13 protein-coding genes and 1 tRNA gene are annotated in these 18,020 nt (G+C 62.9%); 6 read left to right on the top strand and 8 right to left on the bottom strand.

Going from position 1 to position 18,020, the window contains the following annotated elements; translation table 11 throughout:
- Positions 1 to 113 precede the first annotated feature (113 nt).
- From B6V76_RS12250 to B6V76_RS12220, 7 genes are all read right to left on the bottom strand, one after another.
- Positions 114 to 1,268 carry an iron-containing alcohol dehydrogenase gene (locus tag B6V76_RS12250; RefSeq protein WP_088727563.1) on the bottom strand — a complete coding sequence of 385 codons (1,155 nt, stop codon included), beginning with the start codon at positions 1,266 to 1,268 and terminating at the stop codon, positions 114 to 116.
- Positions 1,265 to 2,653 carry an aldehyde dehydrogenase family protein gene (locus B6V76_RS12245; protein ID WP_075775451.1) on the bottom strand — a complete coding sequence of 463 codons (1,389 nt, stop codon included), beginning with the start codon at positions 2,651 to 2,653 and terminating at the stop codon, positions 1,265 to 1,267. The genes B6V76_RS12250 and B6V76_RS12245 overlap by 4 nt, the downstream gene beginning before the upstream one ends.
- A gap of 43 nt (positions 2,654 to 2,696) precedes the next feature.
- Entirely contained in the window at positions 2,697 to 4,061 is a 1,365-nt protein-coding gene (locus B6V76_RS12240; protein WP_075775172.1) for a glutamine synthetase family protein, read from the bottom strand.
- Positions 4,062 to 4,164: 103 nt separating this feature from the next.
- The gene (locus B6V76_RS12235; protein WP_075775171.1) at positions 4,165 to 5,202 is read right to left on the bottom strand and encodes a TRAP transporter substrate-binding protein; all 1,038 of its coding nucleotides are present in this window, start codon (positions 5,200 to 5,202) and stop codon (positions 4,165 to 4,167) included.
- Positions 5,203 to 5,245: 43 nt separating this feature from the next.
- On the bottom strand, positions 5,246 to 6,571 hold the full coding sequence (locus tag B6V76_RS12230; RefSeq protein ID WP_075775170.1) for a TRAP transporter large permease subunit: 1,326 nt from the start codon (positions 6,569 to 6,571) through the stop codon (positions 5,246 to 5,248).
- Entirely contained in the window at positions 6,571 to 7,077 is a 507-nt protein-coding gene (locus B6V76_RS12225; RefSeq protein WP_075775169.1) for a TRAP transporter small permease subunit, read from the bottom strand. Before B6V76_RS12225 ends, B6V76_RS12230 begins: the two co-directional genes overlap by 1 nt.
- Positions 7,077 to 7,847, bottom strand: a complete 771-nt coding sequence (locus B6V76_RS12220; RefSeq protein WP_075775168.1) for an N-formylglutamate amidohydrolase — start codon at positions 7,845 to 7,847, stop codon at positions 7,077 to 7,079. The genes B6V76_RS12225 and B6V76_RS12220 overlap by 1 nt, the downstream gene beginning before the upstream one ends.
- 147 nt (positions 7,848 to 7,994) lie before the next feature.
- Between B6V76_RS12220 and B6V76_RS12215 the strand changes: the two genes are divergently transcribed.
- On the top strand, positions 7,995 to 8,864 hold the full coding sequence (locus B6V76_RS12215; protein WP_075775167.1) for a MurR/RpiR family transcriptional regulator: 870 nt from the start codon (positions 7,995 to 7,997) through the stop codon (positions 8,862 to 8,864).
- Between the two features lie 87 nt (positions 8,865 to 8,951).
- Here the strand turns inward: B6V76_RS12215 and B6V76_RS12210 are convergent.
- Positions 8,952 to 9,036 (bottom strand) — tRNA-Leu (locus tag B6V76_RS12210).
- 160 nt (positions 9,037 to 9,196) lie between these two features.
- On the opposite strand from B6V76_RS12210, the gene B6V76_RS12205 reads away from it, so the two are divergent.
- The 5 genes from B6V76_RS12205 to gltB all read left to right on the top strand — a co-directional run bounded on the left by B6V76_RS12205 (position 9,197) and on the right by gltB (position 18,008).
- Positions 9,197 to 10,183, top strand: coding sequence for a complex I NDUFA9 subunit family protein (locus B6V76_RS12205; RefSeq protein ID WP_075775166.1), 987 nt, complete (start codon positions 9,197 to 9,199; stop codon positions 10,181 to 10,183).
- 49 nt (positions 10,184 to 10,232) lie between these two features.
- Positions 10,233 to 11,030, top strand: a complete 798-nt coding sequence (locus B6V76_RS12200) for an undecaprenyl-diphosphate phosphatase (protein ID WP_075775165.1) — start codon at positions 10,233 to 10,235, stop codon at positions 11,028 to 11,030.
- A gap of 218 nt (positions 11,031 to 11,248) precedes the next feature.
- Positions 11,249 to 12,682 (top strand): NAD(P)-dependent oxidoreductase, encoded by a 1,434-nt coding sequence (locus B6V76_RS12195; protein WP_088727561.1) that lies wholly within the window; start codon positions 11,249 to 11,251, stop codon positions 12,680 to 12,682.
- Between the two features lie 35 nt (positions 12,683 to 12,717).
- The gene (locus tag B6V76_RS12190) at positions 12,718 to 13,473 is read left to right on the top strand and encodes a hypothetical protein (RefSeq protein ID WP_233243063.1); all 756 of its coding nucleotides are present in this window, start codon (positions 12,718 to 12,720) and stop codon (positions 13,471 to 13,473) included.
- Positions 13,470 to 18,008 (top strand): glutamate synthase large subunit, encoded by a 4,539-nt coding sequence (gene gltB, locus B6V76_RS12185; protein ID WP_075775162.1) that lies wholly within the window; start codon positions 13,470 to 13,472, stop codon positions 18,006 to 18,008. The genes B6V76_RS12190 and gltB overlap by 4 nt, the downstream gene beginning before the upstream one ends.
- The last annotated feature ends 12 nt before the right edge of the window (positions 18,009 to 18,020 follow it).

The raw sequence follows: 18,020 nt of genomic DNA, 5'->3' as shown, positions 1-18,020 counted from the left end.
TGTAACAGAATTTTGGCAAGATTGATCATGCAGTCAATTTACTTATCAACACGAGCCACAGATGCGTGAGCCGCAGGCGCGTGCGACGACCTTCTGGCCGCCGCACGCAGATTTTATAGGCACGCCTCGTAGAGCGCGCGGGTATTGTCGGCGGTCATCTCGACCGGATTGCCACCACAGGACGGATCTTCCAGTGCCATCTCGACCAGCATGTCGAGATCCTCGCGCTTCACGCCCATCTCGGTCAGGTTAGCCGGGATGGACAGTTCGGTGCGCAGGCTCTCGATGCGGGCCTTGAAGCCGTCGAAGCCGCCCGGGATGCCAAGGTAAGCCGCCGCGCGGTTGATCCGCTCTTCGATGGCGGCGCGGTTGAAGTCGAGCACCATCGGCATCACACAGGCATTGGTCGTGCCGTGATGGGTGCCGTAGACCGCGCCGACCGGATGGCTGAGCGAGTGGATCGCGCCGAGCCCCTTCTGGAAGGCCACCGCCCCCATCGCCGCCGCCGACATCATGTTGGCGCGCGCTTCCAGATCGTCCGGCGTCGTGAAGGCGCGCGGCAGGTTCTCGAAGACCAGCCGCATCCCTTCAAGTGCGATACCCTGGCTCATCGGGTGGTAATGAGGGCTGCAGAACGCCTCGAGACAATGCGCCAGCGCGTCCATCCCGGTGCCCGCCGTGATGAAGGGCGGCATGCCGACCGTCAGCTCCGGATCGCAGATCGTGATCGCGGGCATCAGCTTCGGGTGGAAGATGATCTTCTTCTTGTGAGTCTCGGAATTGGTCAGAACGCCCGCGCGCCCGACCTCCGAGCCGGTCCCGGCGGTGGTCGGTACGGCGATGATCGGCGCGATGGCGTCGCCATTGGCGCGCGTCCACCAGTCGCCGATATCTTCCAGATCCCAGACGCTGAGCGAGCTGTCCTGCCCCGCCATCAGCGCGATCATCTTGCCCAGGTCGAGCGCCGAGCCGCCGCCGAAGCAGATCACGCCGTCATGGCCGCCCGCTTTATAGACCTCGATCCCGGCGGCCATGTTGCCCTCGTTCGGGTTCGGATCGACCTCAGAGAAAACCGCGCGGCCCAGACCCGCGCCGTCCAGAACGTCGAGCGCCCCGGCGGTGATCGGCAGCGCCGCCAGCGCCTTGTCGGTCACCAGAAGCGGCTTGTTCATGCCCACGGATTTGCAGTGATCGGCCAGTTCCGAGATCCGGCCGGGGCCGAACTTGATCGTAGTCGGATAGGACCAGTTTGCGGTGGGGGCAGTCATTTCGTCACCTTCTTGAGATGGTAGGATTTCGGACGCGTCAGCGCGTGATAGCCCAGCACCGAGAGCGAGCCGCCACGGCCCGTTTCCTTGCAGCCGGTCCAGCACAGCGCCGGGTCGAGATAGTCGCAGCGGTTCATGAAGACGGTGCCGGTCTGCAGCCGCTTGCCCATCGCCTCGGCGCGGGCGGGATCGGCGGTCCAGATCGAGCAGGTCAGACCGTAATCGCAATCGTTCATCGCGGCGATGGCTTCCTCGTCATCCTTCACCGGCATGATGCCGACGACGGGACCGAAGCTTTCCTCGCGCATCACGCGCATCTCGTGGTTCACGTCCACGAGGATCTGCGGCGCGAGATAGGCGCCGCCATCGTCTGCCGGGAACAACGAAGGATCGAGCAGCGGCTTCGCGCCATCGGTGATCGCGTCCTCGATCTGGCCGCGCACCACTTCGGCGAAACGCTTGTTCGCCATCGGGCCGAGGGTCGTTTCCGGCTCGAACGGATTGCCCAGGGTCAGCTTGCTTGCCCAGGCTGCGGCCTTTTCGACGAAAGCGTCGTAGAGGCTCGCATGGACGTAGATTCTCTCGATTCCGCAGCAGCACTGGCCCGCGTTGAACAGCGCACCATCCATCAACCCGTCGACCGCCGCGTCCAGGTCGGCGTCTGCGGCGACATAGCCCGGATCCTTGCCGCCCAACTCGAGGCCTAACCCGGTAAAGGTGCCCGCCAGCGCGCGCTCCACCGCGCGACCGCCGCCGACCGAGCCGGTGAAGTTGACGAAATCGAACGCCTTCGCGCCCATCAACTCTTCCGACACCTCATGCGTGAGGTAGACATTCTGGAACACGTCCTGCGGCACGCCCGCCGCGTGGAAGGCTTCGGCGATGCGTTCGCCCACCAGCATCGTTTGCGTCGCGTGCTTCAACATCACCGTGTTGCCCGCGATCAGGGCCGGGACCAGCGAGTTGATCACCGTCATGTAGGGGTAGTTCCACGGCGCGATGATGAAGACGACGCCTACGGGTTCGCGCGCGATCTGGCGCAGGAAGCTGTCGCTCTGCTCGACCACCATCGGGGCCAGCGCCTCTTCGGCGATCGAGGCCATGTAGCCCGCGCGCTCGTTCATGCCGCCGAATTCGCCGCCATAGCGGGTCGGGCGGCCCATTTGCCACGCGAGCTCCTCGACTACTAGGTCTTTCATCTCGTTGAGCTTGGCGATGCCCGCCTCGACGAGCGCGATACGCTCGGACAGCGGGCGCTCGGCCCATGCCGGCTGCGCGGCGCGCAGGCCTGCGGCCAGCGCCTGCGCGTCGGAGGCGCTCAGCGCCTCGCGTTCGGCATAGACCTGCCCGTCGACGGGCGAGATACATTTCAGGGTCTTGGTCATCATGTCTCCTTGCGGGTGTAGGGCCCCGCGGGTCTGTCAAAACTCAGGCGCGTTCGAAACCGCGCATCCGCTCCCAGTCGGTCACAACTCGGTTCTGTTCTTCGATTTCCCAGCGGGCGGCGCGCACGTAATGGGCCATCACATCCTCGCCGAAGGCGGATTTGAGCATGTCCGAACCTTCCAGAGCGCCCAGCGCCTCGGTCAGGGATTTCGGCACCTCGGTCACTTCGCCCGCCTTGTAGATGTCGCCCGCGGCTTCCGGGCCCGGGTCCATCTGCTGCTCGATCCCGGCGAGCCCCGCCGCCAGAAGCGCGGCGCAGGCCAGATAGGGGTTCAGGTCGGCGCCGCCGATGCGACATTCGACGCGGATGGATTTCGTGCCCTCGCCGCAGATGCGGAAACCCGCCGTGCGGTTGTCCAAAGACCAAACCGCTTTCGTCGGCGCGAAAAGCCCCTCGCAGAAACGCTTGTAGCTGTTGGTGTAGGGCGCGAGGAAATAGGTGATGTCACGCGCATGGGCCATCTGCCCGCCGAGATAGTGCCGCATCAGCTCGGACATGCCATTGGGCGCGTCCTTGTCGAAGAAGGCAGGCTTGCCACCCTTCCAGAGCGACTGGTGCACGTGGCTCGAACTGCCCGCCTTGTCGGTGTGGTATTTCGCCATGAACGTCGCCGACAGCCCGTGGGACTGGGCGACTTCCTTGGCGCATTGCTTGACCAGCACATGCATGTCGGCGGTCTGCAGACCGGCCGCATATTTCACGTTCAGCTCTTCCTGACCGCGCTCGGCCTCGCCCTTGGAGCATTCGACCGGCACGCCTGCGGCGTAGAGCGCGTTGCGCATCGCCCGCATCGCCGGTTCGGCGCGCGAATTACCCATGATCGAGTAATCGACATTGTAGCGCGCGACCGGGGTCGGCTCCGGATAGCCCGCGTCGAACAGCTGCGGATAGCTTTCCTCGAACAGGAAGAACTCCAGCTCGGTCGCCATCATCACGTCATAGCCCATGTCCTTCGCGCGCTTGAGCTGCGATTTCAGCATCTGGCGCGGCGCATGGGGGATCGGCTCGTGGCTGTGATGATCGAGCAGATCGCAGATCACCAGCGCCGTGCCCGGAACCCAAGGGATCAGCCGCAGCGTCTCCATGTCGGGCTTCATCACGTAATCGCCGTAGCCGCGTTCCCAGCTGGACGCGTCATAGCCCGGCACCGTGACCATCTCCATGTCGGTCGCCAGCAGGTAGTTGCAGCAATGGGTCTCTTCCCATGCGCTGTCGATGAAATGCGCCGCGTGGAACCGCTTGCCCTGAAGCCGTCCCTGCATATCCACAAGGGCTGCGATGACGGTATCGACCTCGCCAGCATTGACCGCCTTCTTGAGCGCGTCGAACGACATTTTTCGCGACATGAGTTCCTCCGGGATCAGGGTCACCGCGCGAGAGTGCCGCGCGGTGCAAGGCCCTACAAGAGGGCAAATAAGAGCGGGCAGGACGGGCTGCCCGCCGACGAGATCAACCGCAACGGTAGGGCGGGCCTGCCTTGCGCATCGTCTCGTTATACTTGCGGAAGATGTCGACGACTTTCGCCTTCAACTCGCTCTCGGCCGCGATCTCGTCCCAGAACTTGTGCGCCGCATCCTCGACCTTCTGCCATTCGGCATCCGGGATCGTGGTGAGCTGCATGTCCTCGCCATCGACGCGCAGCTTCGCCTCGCCCGACCAGTACCAGTACTGGCGGTGGTAATGCGATTGATCGAAGCAGGTCTTCATCAGCGTCTTCAGACGATCCGGCACTTCGTTCCAACGATCCATGTTGGCGAAGAAGTGGCCGATCCACGCACCCGAGATGTTGTTGGTCAGGAAGTAGGGCGCGTTCTTGCCCCAGCCCGAGGTGTAATCCTCCGTGATGCCCGACCATGCGACGCCGTCAAGCTCGCCGGTCTGCAGCGCGACTTCCACGTCTTCCCACGGAATCGTCACCGGCACCACGCCGAATTGCGCGAGGAAGCGCCCGGCGGTCGGGAAGGTGAAGACCCGCTTGCCGTTCAGATCGTCGAGCGACTTCACCGGCTCTTTCATGGCGAAGTTGCACGGGTCCCACGAGCCCGCCGAGATGTGCTTCACGCCCACGGCCGAATACTGCTCGTCCCAGATCTCGTTGAGACCCCATTCGTTGAACAGCGTCGGCACGTCGAGCGAGTAGCGCAGGCCGAAGGGGAAATAGCCGCCGAAGACGGTGACTTCGGTGGGCGAGGCCATCGAGTCATCGTCGGATTGCACGGCGTCGATCGTGCCCGACTGCATCGCGCGGAACAGCTCGGAGGTCGGCACCAGCTGGTCGGCGTAGTAAAGTTCGATCTCCATCTCGCCATCGGCGATTTCGTTGAAGGTCTTGATGCAGTTATCCACGACCTGTTCAGCCAGCGCGGGGCCGGCATAGGTCTGCATCCGCCACTTGATCGGCGTGGTTTGCGCGACGGCCGGGGCCGCAAGGCCCGCCGCAGCCGCACCCACCGCACCGGTGGTGAGGAACTGTCTTCTTGTCGTCATCACTCTCTCCTTGTTGGTTGATCCCGGTTTTTCCGGGTTATGGTTATCTTCCAAGCACCGCATGCGGCAGCCAGAGCGCCAGCTGCGGAAAGATCATCACGAGGATCAGCGTCAGGACCATCACGCCCACGAAGGGGATCACGGAGGCGTAGATCACAGGCAACGTGAATTCCTTCGGCGCCATCGCCTTCATCAGGAACAGGTTATAGCCGAAGGGGGGCGTGAGATAGGCAACCTGACAGGTGATGGTATAAAGGACACCGTACCAGATCATGTCGAAGCCCAGATGCCGGGCGAGCGAGACATAGACCGGAGCCACGATCACCAGCATCGCCGTGTCGTCGAGGAACATCCCCATCACGAGGAAGCTCAGCTGCATCAGGATCAGGATCTGCCACGGGCCGAGACCGAGGCTGTCGGTGAAGAAATCCTCGATCGCGCGGCCCGCACCCAGACCGTCGAACACCGCCCCGAAGGATAGCGCCGCGGTTATGATCAGCATGAACATCACGGTGATCTTGAGCGTGTTCTCGGTCGCGACCTGGAACACCTGCCAGGTGAAGCGCCGCTTGATAACCGCCGCGAAGACAGCGGCCAGCGCGCCGATCACCGAGGCTTCGGTCAGGCTCGCCCAGCCTTTGAGGAATGGCACCATCATCGCAATGAAGATGAACACCGGCATCAGACCCGCACGCAGCAGACGCAGTTTCTCGCGCATGGTGATCATCGCGCGCTCTTCCGCATCCATCGGCGGGGCGAGGTCGGGGTTCAGTTTGCAGCGGATCACGATATAGGCGACGAAAAGCGTGGCCATCAGAAGCCCCGGCACCGCGCCGGCCAGCCACAGTTCGGAAACCGGCTGGCGTGCGATCAGCGAGAACAGCACCAGCACGACCGAAGGCGGAATCAGGATGCCGAGGCTCGACCCCGCCTGAATCACGCCCGAGATCATCAGCTTGTCGTAGTTCCGGCGCAGCAGTTCCGGCAGCGCGATCGTCGCCCCGATCGCCATGCCCGCGACCGACAGCCCGTTCATCACCGAGATCATCACCATCAACATGATTGTCCCGATGGCGAGGCCCCCCGGTAATGGCCCGAACCAGACGTGGAACATCCGATATAGGTCTTCGGCCAGACGGCTCTCGGACATCACATAGCCCATGTAGACGAACATCGGCAGCGTCAGCAGCGGCGTCCATTTCATCAGCTTCATGACCGAGCCGAAGCCCATCTGCGTGCCGCCCGGCCCCCAGAGCCAGAAGGCCGCGACGACCGCGACGAAGCCGATCGCGCCGAAAACGCGCTGACCGGTCAGCATCATCAGCAGCATCGTCGAGAACATCAAAAGGGCGATGGTGTTGTGATCCATCAGATTTCCTCTCCGCGAATAGTCGCGACATCGCGGATCAGAAGCGCCACGGCCTGCAGGAACAGAAGCGCGAAGCCCGTCGTGATGATGACCTTGATCGGCCACAGCACCGGACGCCACGCGGTCGGATTTCGCTCGTTGTATTCGAAGGAATAGACCGTCGAGTCATAGGCCGAGTAGACCATGATCCCGAGATAGAAGAGCAGCGCGAAGACGGTGAAAGCATCCCACCACGCCTGCCCCTTCGCCGACCAGCGGGAATATAGCAGGTCCATCCGCACGTTGGTATCGCCCTGCAGCGTCCACGGCGCGCCCAGCATGTAATAGGCCACCAGCGTGAACTGGGCCATTTCCAGCGTCCAGAGTGCGGGGATCTGCACAATCTTCGTCACCGACGAGAACAGCATGATGCCCATGATGACGTAGAGCAGGTACATCGCCAGTTTGCCGAGCTTGCGATTGAACCCGTCGATCAGGCGGACATAGGCGACACTCCAGCGTGGCATCAGGCGGCCTCCCCGTTATTTGCGGTGATCCGTGACAGCGCGGCTTGCAGTACCGGCGCAAGCGTCGCGGCCATCGCCTCCTGCGCGGCGGGATCGGCGATCAGATCGTTGCGCAGTTCCAGCATGACATTCGGCAGCCCCATCGGCGTCGCTTGCAGCGCCAGCGTATGACAGACGCCATCGGCGCCTGAGTAAGGTTCGTTAAGACGCGTATCGAGCTCGGTGACACGGCGGGCTTCCTCGAGAACCGCCTGCGCAAAGCTCGGATCGGCGTCGTGGATCACGCCGAACTCTACCGCGCGGGGCTGACCGAACCAGATCGGCGTGAAGGAATGCACCGTGACCAGTGCAGTGGCTTGCCCGCGCGCCAGCCGCTCGGCAACGAGACCGCCCAGAGCCGCGTGGAACGGAAGATAAAGCGCCTCGGTGCGGGCGCTGCGGTCGTCCGGTGTCAGCCCCGCATTGCCGGGGATCTCGTGGATCTCCGATTGCACGGGCATGGCTCCGGTATGATGCGGCGGGCGGTTGAGATCGTAGATCAGCCGCGACTGGCAGGCCGCAACCAGCGGTGCCTCCAATTTCGCAGCCAGACCGCGCGCGAGGCCCAGCGCGCCGGGATCCCAGGCGATATGCGCGTCGCGTTGATCGGGGGTCAATCCCAGCTCGCCCCAAGGCGCGGGAAAGGCATTCGACGCATGTTCGCAGACCAGAACGATCTGGCCCGAACGCTCTGCGCCTTCGATGTCCACCGCTGCATGCGCGCTGTTCAAATTGGTCCCTTCCTGTTGCAAGGCGCGATTCTGCGTCGCGTCCTTAGCGTCAGGCTCGCCCCGGCACCTCGTGTCTGTCAAGAAAATTTCAGAGAAGAAAATTCTGTTACAATCATTTCTAACGTGATTCGCACGGGAGTGCCCGATTTGTCAGCAGCCACGCAAAGCATCGAAGACAGGCTCCGGTCGGGCATCGAAGAGATGACCCGGACCGAGAAGCAGCTCGCAGGACATATCCTGCGTCACTATCCGATGGCGCTTCTGGGATCTGTCGCGCAGCTGGCGCGCGCCGCCGAGGTCTCCTCTCCCACCGTCGTGAGACTTGCCCAGAAGATGGGCTATGGTGGCTATCCGGGACTGCAGCAGGCGGTGCGCGACGAGCTGGAGGCGCAGCTTGTCTCACCGCTCGTCAAACATGACCGCTGGGCGGGGGATGCGCCCGATACCCATATGATCAACCGCTTCGCCGATACGGTTCTGGGCAACCTGCAGGCGACCCTGAAGCAGATCGACCATGCCGAGTTCGACGCCGCCGCCGCGATGATGGCCGATCCGAAGCGGCGCATTTTCGCGACCGGGGGCCGGATCACCGGCCCGATCGCAGCTTATTTCGTGGCACATATGAAGGTGATCCGGCCCGGGGTCGAGCTGCTCGAACCGCTATCGAACAGCTGGCCGCCCGCGCTTCTGGAGATGCAGAAGGGCGACGTGCTGCTGGTATTCGACATTCGCCGCTATGAATCGAGCGTGCTGCAACTGGTGGAGATGGCGGTCGAGCAGGGCGCGGAAGTCGTGCTGATCACCGATCCCTGGGTCTCGCCTGCCGCGGCGCATGCGCGCTATCGGTTTTCGGCGCAGATCGAAGCGCCCTCGGCATGGGATTCGACGGTCGCGATTCAGGTTCTGGTCGAAACGTTCATGGCTGCGATCCAGTCGCTCACTTGGGAGGAAACCTCGGCCCGCATGGCTAGGCTCGAGGCGCTTTACGATCGCGCGCGCTTTTTCCGCAGGAAATAAGACGGAGCGCGGGCCGCTGCACGAGGACGCGCCACCCGAAAACGAAAAAGTCGCGCAACCCAGATGAGTTGCGCGACTTTTTAGTAGTGGTGCCCAGGAGAGGACTCGAACCTCCACGCCTTGCGGCACACGGACCTGAACCGTGCGCGTCTACCAATTCCGCCACCTGGGCAGGTGCCGTGGAGCGCGAGATACAGAGCGGCGCTGGGACTGTCAACGGGGATCGACACGAAAAATTCGCAAGCTTTCACTCTTCGGGTCTTTGGCCTTGTTCCCGCGGGGGCGAGGCGGTAATCAAAGGACGAAATTCTTGCAAGGAAAGGCCTCTGCCCATGTCCAAGCTGGTTACGATCTACGGCGGTTCGGGGTTCGTCGGGCGGTATATCGCGCGGCGCATGGCAAAGGACGGTTGGCGGATTCGCGTTGCGGTCCGGCGTCCGAACGAGGCGCTCTTCGTCAAACCCTACGGTGCGGTCGGGCAAGTCGAGCCGGTCTTCTGTAACATTCGCGATGATGCCAGCGTGCGCGCGGCGATGCAGGGCGCGGATGCGGTGATCAACTGCGTCGGCATCCTGGTGAACGAAGGCAAGAACAAGTTCGGGGCGGTGCAGGCCGAAGGCGCAGGCCGCGTGGCACGTATCGCCGCAGAGATGAACGTGCCGAAACTGGTGCAGATCTCGGCCATTGGCGCCGATCCGGACAGCCCCAGCGAATATGCCCGCACCAAGGCTGCGGGCGAGAAAGCGGTTCTGGAGGCCTATCCGCAGGCCGTGATCCTGCGTCCCTCGATCATTTTCGGCAACGAGGACGGTTTCTTCAACAAGTTCGCCTCGATGGCGCGCTTCACCCCGATCCTTCCGATCACCGGTGGCAAGACCAAGTTCCAGCCGGTCTTCGTCGACGATGTCGCGAAGGTGGCGGTCATGGGCGCCGACGGGAAAGTCGCGCCCGGCATCTATGAACTCGGCGGGCCGGATGTAGAAACCTTCCACGACCTGATGAAGCAGATGCTGGCAGTGATCCACCGTCGTCGGCTCGTGCTGTCGCTGCCGCGCTGGATCGCAAGCATCATGGGCGGCGTCTTCGATCTGGGCCAGGCCGTCACCGGCGGGCTGTTCACCAACCGTATCCTCACGCGCGATCAGGTGAAGAACCTGCAGGCTGACAATGTCGTGTCCGAGGGGGCGAAAGGCTTCTCCGATCTCGGAATCCATCCTATGGCAATGGAAGCCGTGATGCCCGGCTACCTGTGGCGCTTCCGTCCCGGTGGCCAGTATGACGACATCAAGGCTTCCGCGAAGAACCTTCGCAAGACCTGACCCACCTCCAAGCGTCGCGTGCGGCGCAGTTCTGACATAGGCGGTATTCTTGAGCTATCTGAACGATGTTCTGCTCGGTGTGATCGAAGGGATCACCGAGTTCCTCCCGATTTCGAGCACTGGCCACCTCATTCTCGCCGAACATTGGCTCGGTACGCGCTCGGATACCTACAATATCGTCATTCAGGCCGGGGCGATCCTCGCCGTCACACTGATCTACTGGCGCCGCCTGATGGAACTGCTGTTCAACTGGCGCGATCCTGAAAACCGCGACTATTTAGCGAAGCTGACCGTTGCCTTCCTGATTACGGCTGTTCTGGGCCTGATCGTAAAGAAGATGGGCTTCGAGTTGCCGACGGCCATTCAGCCAGTCGCCTGGGCGCTGGTGATCGGCGGCTTCTGGATGCTCTTTGCCGAACGCGTCGCGGATCGTCAGCCCGATAGCAGCCACGTCTTCTGGCGTGTCGCGATCGCAGTCGGGATCGCGCAGATCGTGGCCGGGGTCTTTCCGGGCACCTCGCGTTCCGCCACGACGATCTTCGTAGCGATGCTTCTGGGCACCTCGAACCGCGCGGCCGCGACGGAATTCGCCTTCCTCGTCGGCATCCCCACCATGTATGCGGCGAGCGGTTACGAATTGCTCAAACAGTTCAAGGACGGGGCCGGCGGCAACGAGGACTGGACCGCGCTCAGCGTTGCCTTCATCGTCTCGACAATCACGGCCTTTGTCGCGGTGAAATGGCTCCTTGGCTACATTCAGGGGCACCGTTTCACCATCTTCGCGATCTACCGGATCATCTTCGGTGGGCTCTTGCTGAGCCTCGCGGCGGTCGGTGTGCTAGGCTGACGAAGCGCGAATCGCTTTTTGGCGGTGCGTCATCTTCAGGAAAATCAGGGAAAAGCCGCAATAACGTAAACTAAGCTGACCTAGTTTGAGTGATTTTGAGGAGCCTTCTCGCGCACCTCACACAAAAAACGCACATTTAGGTCAGTCTTGCTTACTTTTATTGCTGCGGCAAGCGGTGTAGTCATGCGCACCCACCGGTTTTCTAGGGAGGCGCCACAATGGCCAAGCAACCGATGCTCAAGTTCGTCAAGACGGCGAAAGAGATGCCTCAGAAGCGCGACGCGAACGTGCGCTCCCATGATTTCAACGAAATCTATCGCGAATACGCGGACGAGAAGGCTGCCGAGCAGGCGAGCCGCTGCAGCCAGTGCGGCGTGCCGTATTGCCACACGCATTGCCCGCTCCATAACAACATCCCCGACTGGCTGCGCCTGACCGCCGAAGGCCGTCTGCAGGAAGCCTATGAGATGTCGCAGGCGACCAATACCTTCCCGGAAATCTGCGGTCGCATCTGCCCGCAGGATCGTCTGTGCGAAGGCAACTGCGTGATCGAACAGTCGGGCCACGGCACCGTCACCATCGGCGCGGTCGAGAAATACATCACCGACACCGCTTTCGACATGGGCTGGGTGAAGCCGATCAAACCGGCGACCGAGCGTGCCGAAAGCGTCGGCATCATCGGCGCGGGTCCGGGCGGCCTGGCAGCGGCCGACATGCTGCGTCGCGCAGGCGTTCAGGTCACCGTCTATGACCGCTACGACCGCGCGGGCGGCCTGATGACTTACGGCATCCCCGGCTTCAAGCTCGAGAAAGACATCGTCATGCAGCGCGTGAAGCAGCTGGAAGATGGCGGCGTCGAATTCGTGCTGAACTGCAATGTCGGCACCGACATCTCCTTCGACGCGATCCGCGGAAAGCATGACGCGGTTTTGATCGCGACGGGCGTCTACAAGACGCGCGAACTGACCGACGAGGGTGCAGACGCCGCCGGCATCGTGCGCGCGATCGACTATCTCACCGCCTCGAACCGCAAGAGCTTCGGCGACGAGGTACCGGAATTCGAGGACGGCACGCTCAACGCCAAGGACAAGCGCGTCCTCGTCATCGGCGGGGGCGACACCGCGATGGACTGCGTGCGCACCGCGATCCGTCAGGGCGCCACTTCGGTGAAATGTCTCTATCGACGCGACCGCGCCAACATGCCGGGCTCGCAGCGCGAAGTGCAGAATGCCGAGGAAGAAGGCGTGGAATTCGTCTGGCTCTCCGCACCGGCCGGCTTCTCGGGCAATCCCGTCACCAACTGCTCGGTACAGCGGATGCGTCTGGGCGCTCCGGACAAGTCGGGCCGTCAGAGCCCAGAGAAGATCGAGGGCGGCATCTATGACGAAGAGGCCGACCTGGTGATCAAGGCGCTCGGTTTCGAGCCCGAAGACCTGCCCGGCGCGTGGGACGCCGACGATCTGGAGACGACCCGCTGGGGCACCGTGAAGGCCGAGTTCGGCACCCACGCGACCTCGATCCCCGGCGTCTACGCGATCGGCGACATCGTGCGCGGTGCTAGCCTCGTTGTCTGGGCGATCCGCGACGGGCGCGAAGCGGCTGGCTCGATCCTGAGCTATCTCGAAAACGTGGCGGCGGTGGCAGCGGAGTGATCCGCGCCCTGTCGATCTGAAAAGGAATGCATGCGATGCGGTCGAATTTTCTCGGCATGGCGATCTGCGGGGGGCTCTTCAGCGCCCTGCCCGCCCATGCCGCAGACTTCAAGCCGCCGCAGGGCTGCGAGGTCTTCATGACCGTGCAGATGCATAACTGTCAGGTCGCCAATTACTATCGCTGCGCCGCCGATCCCGAGGGCGATCTCTGGACCGCGTTCGCGGATGGCGAGGGCATCTATTACCTGAGCCATATAGATTCCGAAACTCGCTGGCTCGAAAGCGTGTCGACCGATACCGGCGAGATCGAGATGTTCGATCCGGGCGCGTCGAAGGACGCCCCCTCGTTCTCGGCGCTCTTGTCGGATGGCAAGGACGATTACGATTTCGTCACACGGTCGAATTACCGGGGCCTGCGCCGCTATGTCGGCAGCGATGCCCTCACCGGCAATTCGCTCAGCATCGACGATGTCCCGCTCGAGACAATCACCTTCGACCTGCGCGAAGACGACCAGAACGGCCAAACCGTCGCGACCCGCACCGGCACGCAATATATCTCGCGCAAGTATCGCGTGTTCTTCAGCGGTGCCGAGCGGTTCGAGAACGATCAGGGCGATGTCGTGAGTTATGACGACAGCCCGGTACGCTTCGACTTTCCCGGCGATCCCGGTTTTTCGACCGAGACGCCTGAATATGACTGCGACCTGATGATGACGGAGGCCGATCTGCGGCCCACGCGCGTCAGCCTCGCCCCCCTTTCCCGCTCTTTCTCCAAGGAGGCACTGCAATGACCAAATATGACGAAGCCTGGGTGGCCGCCGAGGAAGCGAAACGCCAGTGGATGAACGAGAATTCGCTGTGGAAGGAAGATGACGAGAAGGCGTCCTGCGGCGTCGGTCTCGTGGTGTCGATCGACGGCAAGGCCTCGCGCCGCGTCGTGGAGAACGGCATCGACGCGCTGAAGGCGATCTGGCACCGCGGCGCGGTCGATGCCGACGGCAAGACCGGCGACGGCGCGGGCATCCACGTCCAGATCCCGGCCCCCTTCTTCTACGACCAGATCCGCCGCACCGGCCACGAGCCGGACATGGAGAAAATGGTTGCCGTCGGTCAGGTCTTCCTGCCGCGCACCGATTTCGGCGCGCAGGAGCGCTGCCGCACGATCGTCGAATCCGAAGTTCTTCGGATGGGTCACTACATCTACGGCTGGCGCCACGTTCCGGTGAACACCGAAGTGCTGGGCGAGAAGGCCAACGCAACGCGTCCCGAGATCGAGCAGATCCTGATCCGCAACGACAAGGACATCGACGAGGAGCAGTTCGAGCGCGAGCTCTACATCATCCGCCGCCGCATCGAGAAAGCGGCGATCGCTGCGCAGATCAACGGGCTCTACATCTGCTCGCTGTCGACGCGCTCGATCATCTACAAAGGCATGATGCTGGCCGAGCAGGTCGCGGAATTCTATCCCGATCTGAAGGATGAGCGCTTCGAATCCGCCTTCGCGATCTATCACCAGCGCTATTCCACCAACACCTTCCCGCAGTGGTGGCTGGCGCAGCCGTTCCGGATGCTGGCGCATAACGGCGAGATCAACACGATCAAGGGCAATACCAACTGGATGAAGAGCCATGAAATCCGCATGGCCTCCTCGGCCTTCGGCGACAGCGCCGAAGACATCAAGCCGATCATCCCGGCAGGTGCGTCGGATTCCGGTGCGCTCGATGCGGTGTTCGAACTGATGGTCCGCTCGGGCCGCAACGCGCCGATGGTGAAGACCATGCTCGTGCCCGAGCCGTGGTCGAAATCCACCGATACGATGCCGTCCGCGTGGCAGGACATGTATGCCTATTGCAACGCCGTGATGGAGCCGTGGGACGGCCCCGCCGCGCTGGCGATGACCGATGGCCGCTGGGTCTGCGGCGGTCTCGACCGCAACGGCCTGCGCCCGCTGCGCTATGTCATTACTGGTGACGGCGTCCTGATCGCAGGCTCGGAAGCCGGCATGGTGCCGATCGATGAGGCGACGGTCGTGGAAAAGGGCGCGCTTGGCCCGGGTCAGATGATCGCGGTCGATATGCGCGAGGGCAAGCTCTACCACGACACCGAAATCAAGGACAAACTGGCCGCGGCACAACCCTTCGGCGAATGGGTCGGCAAGGTTACCGATCTGAACGCGATCCTCGTGGACGTGCCGGAAGAGCCGAAATTCTCCGGCGGCACGCTGCGCAAGCGTCAGGTCGCAGCGGGCTACACGGTCGAAGAGATTGAACAGATTCTCGCGCCGATGGCAGAGGACGGCAAGGAAGCCATCGCCTCGATGGGCGACGACACGCCGCCTGCGGTTCTGTCCAAGCAATACCGTCCGCTGAGCCATTTCTTCCGTCAGAACTTCAGCCAGGTGACCAACCCGCCGATCGACTCGCTTCGTGAAAGCCGGGTGATGTCGCTCAAGACGCGCTTCGGCAACCTGAAGAACGTCCTCGACGAGGACAGCTCGCAGACCGAAATCTGGATCCTCGAAAGCCCGTTCCTCGCGAATTCCGAATTCGACCACATGCTCAAGGAATTCGGCGAGCAGGTGGCGATGATCGACTGCACCTTCCCGGCCAATGCGGATCAGGATGCGCTGCGCGAGGGTCTGACCCGGATCCGTCAGGAAGCCGAAGACGCGGTGCGCTCGGGTGCGCTGCATATCGTGCTGACCGACGAGGAGCAGGACGAGAACAAGGTCGCGATGCCGATGATCCTCGCGACCTCGGCGGTGCATAGCTGGCTGACGCAGAAAGGTCTGCGGACCTTCTGTTCGATCAACGTCCGCTCGGCGGAATGTATCGACCCGCATTACTTCGCGGTGCTGATCGGCTCGGGCGCGACCACAGTGAACGCCTATCTCGCGCAGGACACGATCGCCGACCGGATCGACCGTGGGCTGCTGAGCGGCTCGCTCGTCGATGCGATGCGCAAGTATCGCGATGCGATCGACGCCGGTCTGCTGAAGATCATGTCGAAGATGGGGATCTCGGTGATTTCCTCCTATCGCGGCGGTCTGAACTTCGAAGCCGTGGGTCTGTCGCGCGCGATGGTCGCGGAATATTTCCCCGGCATGCACTCGCGCATCTCCGGCATCGGTCTGCACGGCATCCAGCACGCGCTTGAAGGCGTGCATGCGAAGGGCTGGAAAGGCGGTCAGGACGTGCTGCCGATCGGCGGCTTCTACAAAGCGCGCCGCACCGGCGAAAGCCACGCCTGGGGCGCGCAGTCGATGCACATGCTGCAATCGGCCTGTAACCGCGCGAGCTATGACCTGTGGAAGCAGTATTCCGCGATGATGCGGGCGAACCCGCCGATCCACATCCGCGACATGCTGGACATCAAGTCGCTGGGCAAGCCGGTGCCGATCGAAGAGGTCGAGTCGATCACCTCGATCCGTAAGCGTTTCGTGACGCCGGGCATGTCGTTGGGCGCGCTTTCGCCCGAGGCGCACAAGCTCCTGAACGTCGCGATGAACCGGATCGGTGCGAAGTCGGACTCGGGTGAAGGCGGCGAAGACCCGGCGCATTTCGTGCCCGAGCCGAACGGCGACAACCCGTCGGCGAAGATCAAGCAGGTGGCGTCGGGCCGTTTCGGTGTCACCGCCGAATACCTCAACCACTGCGAAGAGCTTGAGATCAAGGTCGCTCAGGGTGCCAAGCCCGGTGAAGGCGGCCAGCTTCCGGGGATGAAAGTCACCGACCTGATCGCGCGTCTGCGGCACTCGACCAAGGGCGTAACCCTGATCTCGCCGCCGCCGCACCACGACATCTACTCGATCGAAGACCTCGCGCAGCTGATCTACGACCTCAAGCAGATCAACCCGAAGGTCAAAGTGACGGTGAAGCTGGTGGCGTCCTCGGGCGTCGGCACGATCGCGGCCGGTGTCGCGAAGGCGAAGGCCGATATCATCCTGATCTCGGGCCACAACGGCGGCACGGGCGCATCGCCCGCGACCTCGATCAAATATGCCGGTCTCCCGTGGGAGATGGGTCTGACCGAGGCGCATCAGGTTCTCGCGATGAACAACCTGCGCGAACGCGTCACCCTGCGGACCGATGGCGGTCTGCGCACGGGGCGTGACATCGTGATGGCGGCAATGATGGGGGCCGAGGAATACGGCATCGGCACTGCCGCCCTGATCGCGATGGGCTGCATCATGGTCCGTCAGTGTCAGTCGAACACCTGCCCGGTGGGCGTCTGTACCCAGGATCCGGAGCTGCGCGCCAAGTTCACCGGCACCGCGGACAAGGTGGTGAACCTCATCACCTTCTACGCTCAGGAAGTACGCGAAATCCTCGCCTCGATCGGTGCGCGTTCGCTCGACGAGGTGATCGGGCGCGCCGATCTTCTCAGCCAGGTGAGCCGCGGGTCGGCGCATCTCGACGATCTGGATCTCAATCCGCTCCTGATCACCGTCGATGGCTGGGACAAGATCGTCTACGACCGCTCGAAGCCGCGTAACTGGGTTTCGGACACGCTCGATGCCGAGATCATCAAGGACGGTCACCGCTTCTTCGAGGATGGCGAGAAGATGCAGCTCTCCTACGCGGTGCGCAACACGCTGCGCACCATCGGGACGCGCGCCTCTTCGCACATCGTGAAGAACTTCGGGATGCGCAACGCGCTGCAATCGGACCACCTGACGGTGAAGCTGACCGGCTCCTGCGGTCAGTCGCTGGGCGCCTTCGCGGCCCCGGGTCTGAAGATCGAAGTGTCGGGCGATGCCAACGACTATGTCGGCAAAGGTCTCTCGGGTGGCATGATCGTCGTCCGTCCGCCCATGGCTTCGCCGCTGGTGGCCTCCGAGAACACGATCATCGGCAACACCGTGCTTTACGGCGCGACCGAGGGTTACCTCTTCGCGGCGGGCCGCGCGGGCGAGCGCTTCGCGGTGCGTAACTCGGGTGCGAAAGTGGTGATCGAGGGCTGCGGCTCCAACGGTTGCGAATACATGACCGGCGGCGTCGCGGTGATCCTCGGCTCGATCGGCCCGAACTTCGGTGCGGGCATGACCGGCGGCATGGCCTATCTCTACGATCCGGACAATACGGCGGAAGAGCTGATCAATCTCGAAAGCCTCGTCACCTGCGGGCTGGGCCACGAGCATTGGGAAGCCGAGCTGAAAGGCCTGATCGAGCGTCACGTCGCCGAAACGGGATCGCGCAAAGGCGCCGATATTCTCCAGCACTGGGAGACCGAGAAGGCCAACTTCCTGCAGGTCTGCCCGAAGGAAATGCTGGCGCATCTGTCCTATCCGCTCAGCGACGAGCCGCAGGCAGTGCCGGCGGAATAAGGGAACCCACCC

Source organism: Thioclava sp. IC9 (assembly GCF_002213225.1).
GTDB lineage: Bacteria > Pseudomonadota > Alphaproteobacteria > Rhodobacterales > Rhodobacteraceae > Thioclava > Thioclava nitratireducens.
This window is presented reverse-complemented; position numbering and strand designations above follow the sequence as displayed.